A 14420-nucleotide genomic window follows, 5' to 3' on the forward strand; every position below is an offset into this window, starting at 1 on the left:
TGACCGAGGCACGGCTGATCCTGACCGTTCGCCATCCACCGCTGAGGACCCCCATGGCAGAGCCCCGCATACCCACCGACGAGACCGGGCTGCGCGACCACAACCGCGCCGTCGTCGAGCAGTACATGAACACCCGAGGTGAGGACCGGCTCCGGCGGCACCTCCTCTTCACGGAGGACGGTGTCGGCGGGCTGTGGACCACGGAGAGCGGCGAGCCGATCGTCATCCGCAGCCGCGACCGGCTGGGCGAGCACGCCGTCTGGTCGCTCAAGTGCTTCCCCGACTGGGCCTGGACCAACATCGAGATCTTCGACACCCAGGACCCCAACCGTTTCTGGGTCGAATGCGACGGTGAGGGAAAGATTCTCTTCCCCGGATATCCCGAAGGCCTCTACCGCAATCACTTCATCCATTCCTTCCTGTTCGAGAACGGGAAGATCAAGCAGCAGCGCGAGTTCATGAACCCGTGCCAGCAGTTCCGGTCCCTGGGAATCCCCGTCCCGCGCGTCGAGCGCGAGGGAATTCCGACCTGACAGGCTGCCGAAACGAGCACGGGACCGACATGATCCGGCCGTTCATTCACGTAGCCTCACGGGGGGCAAAATCGTGGGACATGCAGTAACCGAAATGCAGATCGCCAAAGCCCTGCAACAGCCCGAATGGAACGATCTCTCACAGGTCCAGCGCGTGCGGGAGATCCTCGGTTCCCGCCCGCCGCTGGTCCGCGTGGACGACGTCCACACGCTCCGCTCGCTGCTCGCGTCCGTCGCCGCCGGCGAAGCACACGTGGTGCAGGCGGGCGACTGCGCGGAGGACCCGGAGGAGTGCACCGCGGAGCACGTGCGGCGGAAGTCCGCCGTGCTCGACCTGCTGGCCACCACGCTCAAGATGGTCACCGGCAAGCCCGTCATCCGAGTCGGGCGCATCGCGGGACAGTTCGCCAAGCCGCGGTCCAACTCCTTCGAGCAGGCCGGCGGCCTGGTCCTGCCCGTGTACCGCGGTCACATGGTCAACAGCCCGGAACCCGATCTGGAGAAGCGGCAGCCGGACCCACTGCGCATCCTCACCGGATACATGGCGGCGGGCGACATCATGGAACACCTGGGCTGGCGCGCACCGGCCCTGCGTGCGTGGCCGGGCATCGAACCCCTGGTGTGGACCAGCCACGAGGCACTCCTCCTGGACTACGAGGTCTCCATGATCCGCGAAGTCGGAGACGGGCGGCGCTGGCTCGGTTCCACACACTGGCCGTGGATCGGCGAACGGACCCGGCAACTGGACGGCGCCCATGTCGAGATGCTCGCCGACGTCGTGAACCCCGTGGCCTGCAAGGTGGGCCCGTCCATGACCACCGAAGAGATCACCGCCCTGTGCGAGCGTCTCGACCCGCTCCGGGAGCCCGGCCGCCTCACGCTCATCTCGCGCATGGGCGCCGATGCCGTCGAAGAGCGCCTGCCGTCCCTGGTGGCGGCGGTCCGCGCCGCGGGGCATCCCGTCATCTGGCTGTGCGACCCCATGCACGGCAACACCGTCACCGCACCGGGCGGGAAGAAGACCCGCCTGCTGACCACCCTCGCCCGGGAGATCACCGGATTCCGGCGCGCGGTGGCGGCCGCGGGCGGTGTGGTCGGCGGACTGCACCTGGAGACCACCCCGGACGACGTGACCGAGTGCGTCGCCGACATCACCTCGCTCGGATCGGTCGGCGACCGGCACACCACGTTCTGCGATCCCCGCCTCAACTCACGGCAGGCCGTCTCCCTGGTCACCGCATGGTCCGACGCTCTGTGAACACCGCCGTTTCGGCCACATCACTGGAAAGGAGTGGTTCGATGGCCGGATTACCGCCCATCGCGCCCTACCCGCTGCCCACCGCCGAGAGCCTGCCCGAGAACCTGGCGCAGTGGACCCCCGATCCGGAGCGCGCCGTCCTTCTCGTCCACGACATGCAGCGCTACTTCCTGAACGCCCTGCCGGACCCGCTGCGCACGGAGCTCGTCCACAACACCGCCCAGCTGCGCAAGCGGTGTGCCGCCGCCGGCGTGCCGGTGGCGTATACCGCGCAGCCCGGCCGCATGACCGACGAGGAACGCGGGCTGCTCAAGGACTTCTGGGGGCCGGGCATGCGCACCGACCCCGCCGACCGCGCAGTGACGCCCGAGCTGGCGCCCGCCGAGGGCGACTGGACGTTCACGAAATGGCGCTACAGCGCCTTCTTCCGTTCCGAGCTGCTGCCGCGCATGCGGGCCGAGGGCCGCGACCAGCTCATCCTCTGCGGTGTCTACGCACACGTCGGCATCCTGGCGACGGCGCTGGACGCCTTCACCCACGACATCCAGCCCTTCCTGGCCGCCGACGCCCTGGGCGACTTCTCCGAGGACGACCACCGGCTCGCCCTCGACTACGCGGCCCGACGGTGCGCGATGGTCGTCCTGTCCGCGAAGGTGTTCGCATGAGCGGCCGGAAGCAGGGCGACCTGCTCGACGCCGTCCTGGGCCTGGAGCCGGCTGCCTTCGCCCTGCTGCACCGGCCGGAGTCCGGTCTCCCGGACACCGTCGACGTCCTGACCGGGGACGTCACCCTGTACGGGACGCTGGCGGACGTCCCCTTCCGGGGGCCGGACGCCGGCGCGCCCCGTACCGAGCACGACGTCCTGGTCGTGGTGCCGTACCGGCAGATCACCGAGCGGGGGTTCACAGCGCCCGACGACGGCGAGCCGGTCGTCGCGCTGTCGATCGGCGAGCAGGCCGGTGTGCCCCTGGCCGAGCTCCTCGCACGCCTCCCGGACACCCCGACCCCCGTGACGGCCCGCGGCTTCGACGTCGACGACGAGCAGTACGCCGAGACCGTACGGCGCGTGGTCGAAGACGAGATCGGCACGGGCGAGGGCGCCAACTTCGTCATCAAGCGCTCCCTCGTCGCCGAGATGGGCGACTACTCGCTGAACAGCGCGCTGGCGTTCTTCCGCCGTCTGCTGGAACGCGAGCAGGGGGCGTACTGGACCTTCCTCATCCACACCGGCCGGCGGACCTTCGTCGGCGCCACGCCCGAGCGTCACATCTCCGTGAGCGACGGGACCGCCGTGATGAACCCGATCAGCGGCACCTACCGGTATCCTCCCGCCGGCCCCACGCTGGAGGGTGTCACCGAGTTCCTCGCGGACCGTAAGGAGACCGACGAGCTGTACATGGTCGTCGACGAGGAACTGAAGATGATGGCCCGCATCTGCCCGGACGGCGGTCGGGTCCTGGGGCCGTACCTCAAGGAGATGGCCCGGCTGGCCCACACCGAGTACTTCATCGAGGGGCAGACCGACCGCGACGTGCGCGAGATCCTGCGCGAGACGATGTTCGCCCCCACGGTGACGGGCAGCCCGCTGGAGAGCGCGGCACGCGTCATCCGGAAGTACGAACCCGAGGGGCGCGGCTACTACAGCGGTGTGGCCGCGCTGATCGGCCGGGACGTGGACGGCGAGCGCTCACTCGACTCGGCCATCCTCATCCGCACCGCCGACATCGATGAACACGGCCGCGTGCGCATCGGAGTGGGCGCCACCCTGGTGCGCCATTCCGATCCGGTCTCGGAGGTCGCGGAGACCCGCGCCAAGGCCGCCGGGCTGCTCGCCGCCCTGGAGGCCGGACCCGTGCGCCGCTTCGGGGCGCATCCGGAAGTCCGTGCCGCCCTCAGCCGCCGTAACAGCGGCATCTCCCGGTTCTGGCTGGAGGACGCCGCCGGCCGCCGGCCCGCCGTCACCGGGCTGGAGGGACTGAACGCACTGGTCATCGACGCGGAAGACACCTTCACGGCAATGATCGGACACCAACTCCGCGCCCAGGGCCTGCGGGTGCAGGTCAGCCGCTTCGACGAGCCGTACCGGTTCGACGGCCACGACCTCGTGGTGATGGGGCCCGGCCCCGGCGACCCCCGGGCCGCCGACGACCCCAAGGTCCGTCATCTCCGTTCGGCGATCGACGGGCTCCTGGAGCAGTGCCGGCCCTTCATCGCCGTGTGCCTGAGCCACCAGGTGCTCAGCCTGTCCCTCGGCCTCGACCTCGTGCGCCGCAAGGTCCCGAACCAGGGCGTGCAGCGGGAGATCGACCTGTTCGGCTCCCGGGAACGCGTGGGCTTCTACAACACGTTCGCCGCCCGCAGCACCGAGGACAAGCTCGACATCGAGGGGATCGGGCGGGTGGAGGTGAGCCGTGACCAGGGCACCGGCCAAGTGCACGCGCTCCGCGGCCCGGGTTTCGCCTCGATGCAGTTCCACGCCGAGTCGGTGCTGACCGTCGACGGGCCGCGCATCGTCGGGCAGACCATCCGGGAGGTGTTCGACCGTGCGGGTTGACATCGCCTGGTGGGACCTCGACGGCTCCCCACAGACCATCGACTCCCTGCGCGAGCACCTGCGGGACGGCACCGTCGACGCGTGGCGCGAAGTCCCGGGCCTGCGGTTGAAGTTCTGGATGGCCGACCGGCTGCGCAACCGCTGGGGCGCGGTCATGCTCTGGGAGTCGGACCGTCCGGCCGGCCTCCCGGCGAACCGCGCCGCCGAACTGATCGGCCGCCCGCCCACCCACCGGACCGGATTCGACGTCGAGGCCACAGTCGAAGGCGCGTACGCACTCCGCGAACTGCAGGGCCTCGGCCCGGTGTTCGCGCCATCGGCTGCACCGACCACCTTCATACCCGGGAAAGAGACACCGTGCACGCATACATAGTGGTGGACGCCTTCGCGCGCCGGCCGCTCGAAGGCAATCCCGTGGCCGTCTTCTTCGACGCCGCGGACCTGAGCGGCGAGACGATGCAGCGCATCGCCCGGGAGATGAACCTCTCCGAGGTCACCTTCGTCCTGCCGCCGCAGCAGGGCGGTGACGCGCGGATCCGCATCTTCACCCCCGTCAACGAACTGCCGTTCGCGGGTCATCCCCTGCTCGGTACGGCGGTGGCCCTGGGTCACACCATGAAGAAGGAGCGGCTGCTCCTGGAGACCGCGATGGGCCCCGTCCCGTTCCGGCTCCGCGACGACGACGGCGTCCCGGCGGTGCGGATGGAGCAGCCCGTACCCACCTGGCAGCCGTACGAGCACAGCGCCGAGCTCCTGGAGGCGCTCGGCGTCGCGGAGTCCACGACACCGGTCGAGATCTACCGCAACGGCCCCCGGCACGTCTTCGTGGGGCTCGAGAGCGTGGCCGCGCTGTCGGCGCTCCGCCCGGACCACCGGGCCCTGAGCCGGTTCCCCGACATGGCGGCCAACTGCTTCGCCGGCGAGGGCACCCAGTGGCGGACCCGTATGTTCTCCCCTGCCTACGGGGTGGTGGAGGACGCGGCGACGGGATCGGCCGCCGGCCCGCTCGCCATCCACCTGGCCCGGCACGGGCTCAGCACGTACGGGGAAGGGCTCCGGATCCTTCAGGGGGTCGAGATGGGCCGCCCCTCGCTGATGTTGGTGACCGCGGAAGGCACCGGCGAGCACGTCCGGAGCGTGCAGGTCGGCGGCCACGGCGCCATCGCAGCCCGCGGCACGATCTACGTCTAGCGAGGACCACGTGAACACCAGTCAGTTCGAAAGCCTCACCGGCGAGATCGACATCGACTTCCCCGAGTACGACGCCCCACCGCCCGACCCCATGCCGCTGATCCACCGGTGGATCGCCGAGGCGACCGCGTACGGCGTGCGGGAACCCCGCTCGCTCGCCCTGGCCACCGCCGACAGCCGGGGACGGGCTTCCAACCGCATCGTCGCCGTCACCGAGGTCGACGACCGCGGACTGGCGTTCGCCAGTCACACCACCAGCCAGAAGGGCCGCGAACTGGCCGTCACGGGATGGGCCTCCGGCCTCTTCTACTGGCGCGAGACCGGCCAGCAGCTCATCGTCTCCGGCCCGGTGGCACGGCCGAGCGACGCCGCGTCCGACGCCTTCTGGTCCGGCCGCCCGGTCCCCCTGCACGCCATGTCCTCGCTCTCCCGGCAGAGCGAACCGCTCGACGGCACGGCGGCAGTGGCCGCCCTGCGCGCCGAAGCGGCCCGTCTGGAGGCCGCCGGCACCCCGCTGCCCCGCCCGGACCGCTTCGTCGTCTACCGGCTGGCGCCGGTCGTCGTCGAGTTCTGGTGCGCCGACTCCGAGCGACTGCACCGCAGGCTGCGCTACGACCGCCAGGACCACGGGTGGCAGGTGAGCCGGCTCCAGCCCTGACCACGACGAACCGGAGTTGACACCATGGAACGCACCGCCCTGACCCGGGCCATGGCCCGGGTCCCCGGACCGGTGACCGTCGTGACCACGATCGACGGCACCGGCAAACGCTGGGGATTCACCGCCAATTCGTTCACGTCCGTCTCCCTCGAGCCTCCCCTCGTCCTGGTCTGCCTGAACAAGACCGCCAGCACGCACGAGGCGTTCACCGCGGCCGACCGCTTCCTGATCAACGTACTCGCGCACGGCGAGGACGACGTCGCGCTGCGCTTCGCCCGGTCCGGGGTCGACCGGTTCGCCGACGCCGACATGGAGCCCTGCGAACTGGGGCTGCCCGGGTCGCACGGCGCCTGCGTCCGCGTCGCCTGCTCGATGCACGCCGTCCTCGACGCGGGCGACCACAGCATCCTCGTCGGCCGCGTGGTGGACACCCACACTAACGACCGGACCCCGCTCGTGTACTACAACCGGGCCTTCGCCCACCCGGCCACCGACGCCGACACGGGCACCGAGGAGCCGGTCAAGATCCTGCACCTGGCGGACTGGTGACCGCTGCCATGGAGAACACCGTGAAGGACGCGGTGAAGGTCGCCGTCGTCTACTACTCCTCCACGGGCCATGTCGCCGACATCGCCCACGAGATCGCGGAGACGGCAGAGAAGGCGGGCGCCGAGGTCCGCTTGCGCAAGGTGCGGGAGCTGGCTCCCCGGGACGCCATCGAATCGAATGCGACCTGGGCCGCCCACGCGGCGGCATCGGCCGGGATCCCGGTGGCCGAGGTCGACGACATCGTGTGGGCCGACGCCGTCCTCATGGGGTCGCCGACGCGGTTCGGGAACGTGTCCGCCCAGCTCAAGCAGTTCCTCGACACCCTGGGCGGTGCCTGGCGCAAGGGTGAACTCGCCGACAAGATCTACAGCGGCTTCACCTCGACGGGCAGCCCGCACGGAGGCAACGAGTCCACTCTGCTGGCCTTGATGCAGTCCTTCCACCACTTCGGCGGAATCGTCGTCGCCCCCGGTTTCACGCACCCGGACAAGTTCGTCGACGGCAACCCCTACGGGACCGCGCACCACGACGCCGGTGGCACTGCGCCGGTCGGCGACGTCACCCGCAACGCGGCCCGCGTCCAGGCCGAGCGCGTGGTGACCCTCGCCCGGGCGGTCGCCGCCCGGTCCGGCGGAAGCCGCTAGCGGCTCCGCACCCCGTACGGAACACGAAGGGCAGCCCCCGTCGATGCCCCTGCCCGTCGGCAGAGGCCGGACTACGGCGCCGTCGGCCCGGTCCGCGTTCCCGCCGGCCGGAGAGCCCCCACGTCCCCCGGGGGCCCTCCGGCCCGGCCCCAGCCACCCCACGCACGTTCCACCACCAGTCAGCAGCCGCTGCGACCCAGGGAGAGCCATGCCCCGCCGCCTGTTCACATCCGAGTCCGTGACCGAGGGCCACCCCGACAAGATCGCCGACAGGATCAGCGACACGATCCTCGACGCCCTTCTCCAGGAGGACCCGCGGTCGAGGGTCGCCGTGGAGACCCTGATCACGACCGGCCAGGTCCACGTCGCCGGGGAAGTGACCACTACCGCGTACGCCGACATTCCCGGGCTGGTCCGCGAGGCCGTCCTCGACATCGGCTACGACTCGTCCACGAAGGGCTTCGACGGCCGGTCGTGCGGCGTCTCCGTCTCGATCGGCGCACAGTCCCCCGACATCGCGCTCGGCGTGGACCCGTCCGGCGAGGACGGCGACGCCCTGCAGACGCAAGGCGCCGGCGACCAGGGGCTGATGTTCGGATACGCCTGCGACGAAACGCCCGAACTGATGCCCCTGCCCATCCAGTTGGCGCACCGGCTCGCGTACCGGCTCTCCCAGGTCCGCAAGGACGGCATCGCACCGTATCTGCGTCCGGACGGCGAGACCCAGGTGACCATCGAGTACCTCGGCAGCCGTGCCGTCCGCCTGGACACGGTGGTCGTCTCCGCGCAGCACGCCGCCGACGTCGACCTGGACGACCTGCTGGCTCCCGACATCCGCACGCACGTCGTCGAGCACGAACTCGCGCGGCTGGCGGACGACGGGATCAAGTTGGAGACCGAGGACCACCGGCTGCTCATCAACCCCACCGGACGATTCGAGATCGGCGGCCCGATGGGCGACGCCGGACTCACCGGCCGGAAGATCATCATCGATACGTACGGGGGCACGGCCCGGCACGGCGGCGGAGCGTTCTCCGGCAAGGACCCGTCGAAGGTGGACCGCTCGGCCGCCTACGCCATGCGCTGGGTCGCGAAGAACGTCGTCGCCGCCGGTCTCGCCCGCCGCTGCGAGGTGCAAGTCGCCTACGCCATAGGCAAGGCCGAGCCGGTCGGCCTCTTCGTCGAGACCTTCGGCACGGCCGCCGTGCCGCACGCGGCCATCGAGACGGCCATCAGGGAGGTCTTCGACCTGCGCCCGGCTGCCATCATCCGCGACCTGGACCTGCTGCGCCCGATCTACGCCCGGACCGCCGCCTACGGCCACTTCGGACGCGAGCTGCCGGACTTCACCTGGGAGCGCACCGACCGCGTGGACGCCCTGCGCCGCGCAGCGGGGTGCTGACATGAGGATCGCCGTCACCGGCTCCATCGCCACCGATCACCTGATGACCTTCCCCGGCCGCATCACCGACCAACTCCTTGCCGACCGCCTGGACCACGTATCGCTCTCGTTCCTGGTCGACTCCCTGGAGGTCCGGGACGGCGGCGTCGCCGCCAACATCGCGTACGGGCTGGCCACTCTGGGACACCGTCCCCTCCTGGTGGGCGCGGTGGGCGCAGACTTCGACCCGTACGGCTGGCGACTGGCCGACCAGGGGGTGGACATCTCGGCTGTCCACATCTCGCCCACCCGGCACACGGCTCGCTTCCTGTGCACCACCGATCAGGCCGGCAACCAGATCGCCTCCTTCTACGCGGGCGCGATGTCCGAGGCGGCGGCGATCGACCTGGCCGCCGTCGTCCGCGACCACGCCGGCCTCGACCTCGTCCACGTCGGCGCGGACGAACCCGCCGCGATGCTCCGCCACACCCGCGCCTGCCGCGCCCTCGGCCTCCGCTTCATCGCCGACCCGTCCCAGCAGCTCGCCCGTCTGAACGGCGAGCAGATCCGTGAACTGGTGGCCGGAGCCGACCACCTGTTCACCAACGAGTACGAGCGGGGACTGCTGCTCGCCAAGTCGGGCTGGACGCGCACCGACGTCTTGCGGCAGGTCGGCACCTGGGTGACCACCCTCGGCGAGAAGGGCAGCCGCATCGAACGCGCCGGTGATCCCGTGCTCGATGTACCCGCGGTCGCGGGGGCGACGGTCACCGACCCGACCGGTGTCGGGGACGCCTTCCGGGCCGGATACCTGGCCTCGTTCACGAAGGGCGAGCACGCCGTGGACTGCGCGCAGGCGGGCTCCGCCCTGGCCGCACTCGCCCTCGCCTCCGTCGGCACCCAGACCTACACCGCTTCCCCCGCCCTCCTGCGCGACCTGCTGACCACGTCGTACGAGGCCCCCGGCCGCCCGGCAACGGGCCTGCTGCCGGAGGACGCCCGGCCATGACCGCGACCACCCTGGCCCCCGCGCCCGTCCCGGCGGTCCAGCCGGGTCCCGCCGAACTGATCGCGTCCGACCACCGGTCGTACTCCTTCGAGTTCTTCCCGCCGAAGTCCGCGAAGGGCGAACGGTCCCTGTGGAGGGCGCTGCGCCGCGTCGAGCCCCTCCGACCCGCCTTCGTCTCGGTGACCTACGGTGCGGGCGGTTCCTCCCGGGAACGCACCACCTCCCTCACGGAACGCATCGCCGAGGACACGACGCTGCGCCCGGTCGCACACCTCACCGCGGTCGGCCACTCCACGGCCGAACTGCGCGCCATCATCGGCCGCTACGCCGACGCCGGCATCCGCGACGTCCTCGCGCTGCGAGGAGATCCGCCCGGAGATCCGAACGGGCCGTGGGTCCCCCACCCCAACGGGCTGAACCACGCCGCCGAACTCGTGGAACTCATCCGCGACTGCGGCAACTTCAGCATCGGCGTCGCGGCCTTCCCCGAGCGGCATCCGCGCTCGCCCGACTGGGAGGGCGACATCCGCCATTTCGTGGCCAAGTGCCGGGCGGGCGCGGACTACGCCATCACCCAGATGTTCTTCCGGGCCGAGGACTACCTGCGGCTGCGCGACCGGCTCGCGGCCGCCGGATGTTACACCCCCGTCATCCCCGAGATCATGCCCGCCACCCGCTACGAACAGATCAGCCGGTTCGCCCGGCTCAGCAACGCCACGTTCCCCGACCACCTCGCGATGCGGCTGCGGAGCGCGCAGTACGACCCCCGCACGTCCCACCGCATCGGCGTGGACCACGCCACCGGACTCGCCCAGCGTCTGCTCGACGAGGGCGCGCCCGGCCTGCACTACATCACGCTCAATGACTCGTCCGCCGCCATGGACATCCACCGGGCGCTGCGGCTGCCCGCACCCCCCGGTCACCGGCAGCCGGAAACCCCGGCGGCCGTCATCCCGGAGCAGACATGACCACGGACACCGCATCCGGCACCCACCCGGTCGCCCGGATGCCGGGCTCGAAGCGCCTGACGAAGACCCTCCCGACGTTCCGCGCCGAGTTGCGAAGACCCTTCCCGTGGTGCGGCCATCCGTCCGGTGCGGGCGCGTCCGGTGAGGAGGGCGGCTGATGAGCAGGTTGCGCTGGCTGACCGCGGGAGAGTCCCACGGCCCCGCACTCGTCGCCACGCTGGAGGGTCTACCCGCCGGCGTACCGGTCACCACGCGGATGCTGGCGGACCAGCTGGCCTGGCGGCGTCTCGGCCACGGACGTGGTGCGCGCATGACGTTCGAGCGGGACGAGGTCACCTTCCTGGGCGGTGTCCGGCACGGGCTGACCCTGGGCTCCCCGGTCGCGATCACCGTGGGCAACACCGAGTGGCCCAAATGGGAGCAGGTGATGGCGGGCGACCCGGTCGACCCCGAGGTCTTGGCCGGGCTGGCCCGCAACGCGCCGCTCACCCGGCCCCGGCCCGGCCACGCGGACCTGTCGGGGATGCAGAAGTACGGCTTCGCCGAGGCGCGGCCGGTGCTCGAGCGCGCCTCGGCCCGGGAGACGGCGGCCCGGGTCGCGCTGGGCGCGGTGCCCGTTCGTACCTGAAGCAGACCACCGGCATCGAGATCGTCAGCCACGTCATCGAACTCGGCTCCGCGAAGGCCCCCCCGAGGCGTCCGCCCGACGCCCGCCGACGTGGCGAGGCTCGACGCCGACCCGGTGCGCTGCCTGGACCCGGACGCGTCGAAGGCGATGGTCGCCGCAGTGGACCGGGCCCACACGGAGGGCGACACCGGCGCCGTCGAGGGGGGTCTGAGCACCGGTGGGTTGCTGTGGGTGCGCGCCGCGATGAAGCCGATAGCGACCGTGCCGCGGGCCCTGGGGACGGTGGACGTGGCCACCGGCGAGCCCGCGCGGGCCCACCACCAGCGCTCGGACGTGTGCGCGGTGCCGGCGGCCGGAATCGTCGCCGAGGCGATGGCCGCCCTCGTGCTGGCGGACGCGGTAGCCGAGAAGTTCGGCGGCGACAGCACACCTGAGACCCGCCGCGCCGTCCGGTCGTACCTCGACCACCTGACGATCCGGTGAGCGCGGCGTCCGCCCACCGTGAGTGAATTCGGCACGGGCGGCACAACCGGTGGAAAGAATCCGCGATGTGTCGCCGCTTGCTGGAGCCGCACTGCGGTGGACCGTCACGCTGGTCGAGTTGAGCCCGGGCTTGCCGGCTCACCGTGACGACGATGGATCACTGCGGTACGAGGAGAGAACGATGAAGATCACTCGCCACCTTCCGGGCGCACCGTGCTGGGCGGACCTCGACACTCCCGACGTCCCCTCCGCGCGCACCTTCTACTCCTCCCTGTTCGGCTGGGAGGCCCTTGAACTGCCCGGCGGTTACGTGAACTTCGCGCTGCGCGCGGAGAAGATCGTGGGCGCGATCAAGCTCAAGGAGGGTGAGGAGCACTCCGCGGGCTGGAGCGTCTACTTCATGACGGACGACCTGGTCGAGACGACGAAGGCGGTGGAGGCGGCCGGCGGCCGTGTGGTCAGTCCCCCGCGGAAGGTGTCGGTCGCCGGCAGTGCTGCCGTGTACAGGGCCCACGACGGGGCCCTCTTCGGTGCCTGGGAACCCGACAAGCACCCCGGCTCCGGTCTGGTGCGCGAACCCGGCACGCCGTCCTGGTTCGGGCTGAGCACCCCGGACGTCAACGGCTCCGCGGCCTTCTACGAGCAGGTCTTCGGCTGGACGGCCCTGCCGCCGACGGCAGGCGACACCACGCGCGTCACCGCAGCCGGTGACGCGGAGGAGTTCGGCGGGATCACCGAGGGGCCCGCGGACTCGACGGGCTGGAGCCTGCACTTCGGCGTCGAGGACGTCGAAGCGGCAACGGTGACGGCCGCCTCGCTGGGCGGCACGGTCGTCTCCGCTCCCACCGACGTGACCGGTGTGGGACGTGTCGCCGTCCTGAAGGATCCGTCCGGCGTGCGCTTCGCGCTGGTCGCCCGAGCCTGAGACCAGCCGCACCACACCGGTGGGCCGGCTCCGGCGGAGAGCCTTCCCACCGGGGTGGTGCCCCGCTCGCGTGCCCGCATGCGAAGGAAGGAGGTGGTTCGCCGTGCAGAGCGAGCCTCCCAGTCGAACCTCGCGTACCGCCTTACGGCCGGGGCGTGTTGTGCCCCGGCAGAGCTGATCTCCACCACGCGGGGGCCGGCGTCGGTACGCGTCCCGAGCAGTAGAACATCGCGTCCCCCTGCCTGCCGAGGTGACTCTTGCCATGACGCATGTCCGACTCTCCGACGACGAGCTGCCCACCGAACTCCAGGACGCTCTCGAACGCCACGACCTCCGGGACGCCCAGTTCCTGCTGGGCCAGCGCCCGCCCCATGTGATCGCCGACGAGCTGGCGCGGATGAACGCCGTCGACGCGGTCGTCGCCTTCCGGCTCCTGGAGAAGGACGAAGCCATCAAGGTCTTCGAGGAACTGGAGCCGGTCGACCAGCAGGCCATCCTGATGGGGCTGCGGGACACGGCCTTCCGCGAGCTGGTCGAGGAGCTGGATCCAGACGACCGCGTACGCATGCTCCACGAGGCCCCGGCCAAGGTGGTCCAGCGGGTCCTGGCGGGGCTGAGCGCGCACGAACGCCAGATGACCGCCGCCCTGCTGGGGTATCCGGAGGGCTCCGTGGGGCGCTACATGACACCGGAGGTGGTCGCGGTGGACCGGCACCTGACCGTCCGGCAGGCGCTGGATCACGTCCGGGCCAAGGGCGCGGACGCCGAGACCATCTACACACTGCCCGTGGTGGACGCCGGACGCCGCCTGATCGGCGTCGTCGAGCTGCGCGAGCTCGTACTCAGCCCGTCGGGACGGGAGGTCCTCGACCTCGTCGCCGCCGACGCGCCCCGCGCGTACGCCTCGGATCCCGCCGAGGACGCGGCGCGCCTGATGCGCGCGACCAACACCCTGGACCTGCCCGTCGTCGACAGCGAGGAGCGGCTCGTCGGGCTGCTCACCATCGACGACGCGGTCGAGGTGATAGAGGAGGCGGACACGGAGGACGTCGTACGTCAGTCCGGGTCGGCTCCGTGGAGCGGACACTACATGGCGGCGACCGTGTGGCAGTTGGCCCGCCACCGGGTCGTATGGCTCCTGCTCCTGCTGTTGGCCGCGACGCTCACCGTGGCGGTGACCGATGCCTTCGAACAGACCCTCGAGCAGGTCACCCAGCTCGCCCTCTTCATCCCGCTGCTGATCGGTACGGGAGGCAACATCGGCGCCCAGGCGGCCACCGCCGCCGTGCGCGCGCTGGCTCTGGGCGAGGTCCGCGGCTCCGACCTGCCCGTGATCATCTGGCGAGAATGCAGGGTGGGGCTCGTGCTCGGAACGATGCTGGCAACCCTTGGGATGGCGCTCGGTACGGCGTTCGTGGGCGCGCAGATCGCCCTGGTGGTGGGCGTCGCCCTGGTGATCATCTGCGGGTGGGCCGCGACGGTCGGCGGCACCATGCCGCTCCTGGCCAAGCGTCTTCACATCGACCCGGCGGTGGTCTCGGCCCCGATGGTGACGACCCTGGTGGACGCCACCGGACTCGTGATCTACTTCCTCACCGCCCGGGCCGTCCTGGGCATGTGACGAGGACAGGGCGCGACG

The 14420-nt window shown here is 71.1% G+C and carries 15 protein-coding genes and 1 pseudogene; all 16 read left to right on the forward strand.

Translation table 11 applies throughout. The annotated features are described in order from the left end of the window. Positions 1-53: 53 nt before the first annotated feature. The 16 genes and pseudogenes from OG594_RS23025 to mgtE all read left to right on the forward strand — a co-directional run bounded on the left by OG594_RS23025 (position 54) and on the right by mgtE (position 14402). Positions 54-533 carry a PhzA/PhzB family protein gene (locus OG594_RS23025; protein ID WP_266601949.1) on the forward strand — a complete coding sequence of 160 codons (480 nt, stop codon included), beginning with the start codon at positions 54-56 and terminating at the stop codon, positions 531-533. Between the two features lie 73 nt (positions 534-606). Then, positions 607-1791, forward strand: coding sequence for a 3-deoxy-7-phosphoheptulonate synthase (locus tag OG594_RS23030; protein WP_323185280.1), 1185 nt, complete (start codon positions 607-609; stop codon positions 1789-1791). 41 nt (positions 1792-1832) lie between these two features. Further along, positions 1833-2456 (forward strand): isochorismatase family protein, encoded by a 624-nt coding sequence (locus OG594_RS23035; protein WP_266601953.1) that lies wholly within the window; start codon positions 1833-1835, stop codon positions 2454-2456. Beyond that, complete coding sequence (locus OG594_RS23040; protein ID WP_266601955.1) at positions 2453-4345, forward strand: anthranilate synthase family protein; 1893 nt, start codon at positions 2453-2455, stop codon at positions 4343-4345. Before OG594_RS23035 ends, OG594_RS23040 begins: the two co-directional genes overlap by 4 nt. Next, complete coding sequence (locus OG594_RS23045) at positions 4335-4718, forward strand: hypothetical protein (RefSeq protein WP_266601957.1); 384 nt, start codon at positions 4335-4337, stop codon at positions 4716-4718. Before OG594_RS23040 ends, OG594_RS23045 begins: the two co-directional genes overlap by 11 nt. Beyond that, complete coding sequence (locus OG594_RS23050) at positions 4703-5536, forward strand: PhzF family phenazine biosynthesis protein (RefSeq protein ID WP_266601959.1); 834 nt, start codon at positions 4703-4705, stop codon at positions 5534-5536. Before OG594_RS23045 ends, OG594_RS23050 begins: the two co-directional genes overlap by 16 nt. 10 nt (positions 5537-5546) lie before the next feature. Beyond that, positions 5547-6194 carry a phenazine biosynthesis FMN-dependent oxidase PhzG gene (gene phzG, locus OG594_RS23055; RefSeq protein WP_266601961.1) on the forward strand — a complete coding sequence of 216 codons (648 nt, stop codon included), beginning with the start codon at positions 5547-5549 and terminating at the stop codon, positions 6192-6194. A 24-nt stretch (positions 6195-6218) separates the two neighbouring features. Continuing rightward, positions 6219-6743, forward strand: coding sequence for a flavin reductase family protein (locus OG594_RS23060; RefSeq protein WP_266601963.1), 525 nt, complete (start codon positions 6219-6221; stop codon positions 6741-6743). Between the two features lie 20 nt (positions 6744-6763). Further along, positions 6764-7387, forward strand: coding sequence for an NAD(P)H:quinone oxidoreductase (gene wrbA / locus OG594_RS23065; protein ID WP_266603132.1), 624 nt, complete (start codon positions 6764-6766; stop codon positions 7385-7387). A 208-nt stretch (positions 7388-7595) separates the two neighbouring features. Next, on the forward strand, positions 7596-8789 hold the full coding sequence (gene metK / locus OG594_RS23070; protein WP_266601965.1) for a methionine adenosyltransferase: 1194 nt from the start codon (positions 7596-7598) through the stop codon (positions 8787-8789). 1 nt (position 8790) lies between these two features. Continuing rightward, on the forward strand, positions 8791-9777 hold the full coding sequence (locus OG594_RS23075; protein WP_266601967.1) for a carbohydrate kinase family protein: 987 nt from the start codon (positions 8791-8793) through the stop codon (positions 9775-9777). After that, on the forward strand, positions 9774-10745 hold the full coding sequence (gene metF / locus OG594_RS23080; RefSeq protein WP_266601969.1) for a methylenetetrahydrofolate reductase [NAD(P)H]: 972 nt from the start codon (positions 9774-9776) through the stop codon (positions 10743-10745). Before OG594_RS23075 ends, metF begins: the two co-directional genes overlap by 4 nt. Then, positions 10742-10903: a hypothetical protein gene (locus tag OG594_RS23085; protein WP_266601971.1), complete on the forward strand. Its 162-nt coding sequence runs from the start codon at positions 10742-10744 to the stop codon at positions 10901-10903. Before metF ends, OG594_RS23085 begins: the two co-directional genes overlap by 4 nt. Further along, positions 10903-11856: pseudogene (gene aroC, locus OG594_RS23090) on the forward strand (chorismate synthase). Before OG594_RS23085 ends, aroC begins: the two are co-directional and overlap by 1 nt. A gap of 181 nt (positions 11857-12037) precedes the next feature. Further along, complete coding sequence (locus OG594_RS23095; RefSeq protein WP_266601973.1) at positions 12038-12781, forward strand: VOC family protein; 744 nt, start codon at positions 12038-12040, stop codon at positions 12779-12781. 262 nt (positions 12782-13043) lie between these two features. Beyond that, positions 13044-14402: a magnesium transporter gene (mgtE, locus tag OG594_RS23100; protein ID WP_266601975.1), complete on the forward strand. Its 1359-nt coding sequence runs from the start codon at positions 13044-13046 to the stop codon at positions 14400-14402. Positions 14403-14420 lie beyond the last annotated feature (18 nt).

The sequence above is a fragment of the Streptomyces sp. NBC_01214 genome, from assembly GCF_026340975.1.
Classification (GTDB): Bacteria; Actinomycetota; Actinomycetes; order Streptomycetales; family Streptomycetaceae; genus Streptomyces.

Excerpts from the sequence above, each read along its gene's own strand:
- OG594_RS23025 (WP_266601949.1), top strand. The coding sequence starts at position 54 with ATGGCAGAGCCCCGCATACCCACCGACGAGACCGGGCTGCGCGACCAC.
- OG594_RS23035 (WP_266601953.1), top strand. The coding sequence starts at position 1,833 with ATGGCCGGATTACCGCCCATCGCGCCCTACCCGCTGCCCACCGCCGAG.
- OG594_RS23040 (WP_266601955.1), top strand. The coding sequence starts at position 2,453 with ATGAGCGGCCGGAAGCAGGGCGACCTGCTCGACGCCGTCCTGGGCCTG.
- OG594_RS23060 (WP_266601963.1), top strand. The coding sequence starts at position 6,219 with ATGGAACGCACCGCCCTGACCCGGGCCATGGCCCGGGTCCCCGGACCG.
- metK (WP_266601965.1), top strand. The coding sequence starts at position 7,596 with ATGCCCCGCCGCCTGTTCACATCCGAGTCCGTGACCGAGGGCCACCCC.
- OG594_RS23075 (WP_266601967.1), top strand. The coding sequence starts at position 8,791 with ATGAGGATCGCCGTCACCGGCTCCATCGCCACCGATCACCTGATGACC.
- metF (WP_266601969.1), top strand. The coding sequence starts at position 9,774 with ATGACCGCGACCACCCTGGCCCCCGCGCCCGTCCCGGCGGTCCAGCCG.
- OG594_RS23085 (WP_266601971.1), top strand. The coding sequence starts at position 10,742 with ATGACCACGGACACCGCATCCGGCACCCACCCGGTCGCCCGGATGCCG.
- OG594_RS23095 (WP_266601973.1), top strand. The coding sequence starts at position 12,038 with ATGAAGATCACTCGCCACCTTCCGGGCGCACCGTGCTGGGCGGACCTC.
- mgtE (WP_266601975.1), top strand. The coding sequence starts at position 13,044 with ATGACGCATGTCCGACTCTCCGACGACGAGCTGCCCACCGAACTCCAG.